General features: G+C 46.1%; 2 protein-coding genes. Both read right to left on the bottom strand.

What is annotated here, in order from left to right; translation table 11 throughout:
- Nucleotides 1–198: 198 nt before the first annotated feature.
- Nucleotides 199–555: a cation:proton antiporter subunit C gene (locus A3766_RS25585; RefSeq protein WP_082865136.1), complete on the bottom strand. Its 357-nt coding sequence runs from the start codon at nucleotides 553–555 to the stop codon at nucleotides 199–201.
- Nucleotides 552–1,090 (bottom strand): Na(+)/H(+) antiporter subunit B (locus A3766_RS25580; protein WP_156509138.1); only part of this gene is annotated, 539 nt, incomplete at its 5' end. The genes A3766_RS25585 and A3766_RS25580, both read right to left, overlap by 4 nt.

Here is a 1,090-nt window from a genome sequence, read left to right as displayed (position 1 = left end):
GTGGCCAGCCACCGACAGCATAGCTAAGTGCGCCATCAGATAGAGCTGCAACTCATAGCTGCCACGAGACCAGGCAGGCCCAAGCGCTTATTAGCGTGGCAAAACACCAAGATAGTATTGAACGGCCCAAAACGAGTGTGATAGGTGCTGCTATCAGGGGCAAAATTATAGGAAGCACAGCCAGGTGTTGGTCAAGCATTAGATGGCATCATCCTTGTTTTCAAATTCGTTCTCTTCAACTGTGCCGTAAGCCCGTTTGATCCGAACAATTAGTGAAAGCCCCACAGCCGTTGTCGCAACGCCGACAACAATTGCTGTGAGAATCAAAACATGAGGGAGGGGGTTAGAGTATTGAGAAACCCCTTCGACGACAATTGGTGCGGTGCCGCCAGTGACTTTACCCATAGAAATGTAAAGCATAAAAACTGAGGTCTGAAAGACGTTTAAACCAACGACCTTTTTGACCAGGTTATTTGCGGATATAACGATATAGAAACCGGTCATCATCAAAAATACGACGATCCAGTAATTGTAGTAATCGAGAATAAAGTTCACTGGATGTTAGACCTCTCAGCCTGGCTATCGAAGGCATAGAAAATACTAAGCATAACGGCAAACACTGTAATACCAACACCAAGTTCAATGATAATTATACCGTAGTGTTGGCCAGCGATTGGGTCTGCTGCGATTTTGTTGTAATCAAGGAATTGGCCGCCCTTAAGCATGCTGTACAAGCCAACGCTGGCGTAAAGCAGTACGCCAAAAGAGGCCATTAATTGCAAAAACTTTGGGCTTACTACTTCAAATGAGCTTGGTGTCCCAAAGACTAAAGCGTACAAAATGAAAGCCGCAGCAGCGATGACACCGGCCTGAAAACCGCCCCCAGGGCCGAAATCACCATGAAATTGAACATACAGTGCAAACAGTATAACCAAGGGAATAATTAGCTTGGCAACAACGTGCAGTACGTGGTGCGCTTTTAAACCAGATTCTGGCGCATCACTTTCTTCGCGGCGCCTTACGCCAAGTAATGCTAAGACACCAATTGCTGCTGAAAATACAACAACCGTTTCTCCTAAAGTATCGAAGC

This window comes from Oleiphilus sp. HI0132 (assembly GCF_001635845.1).
Note: the sequence above shows the minus strand (reverse complement) of the source record. Positions and strands in the feature narration are given on the sequence as shown.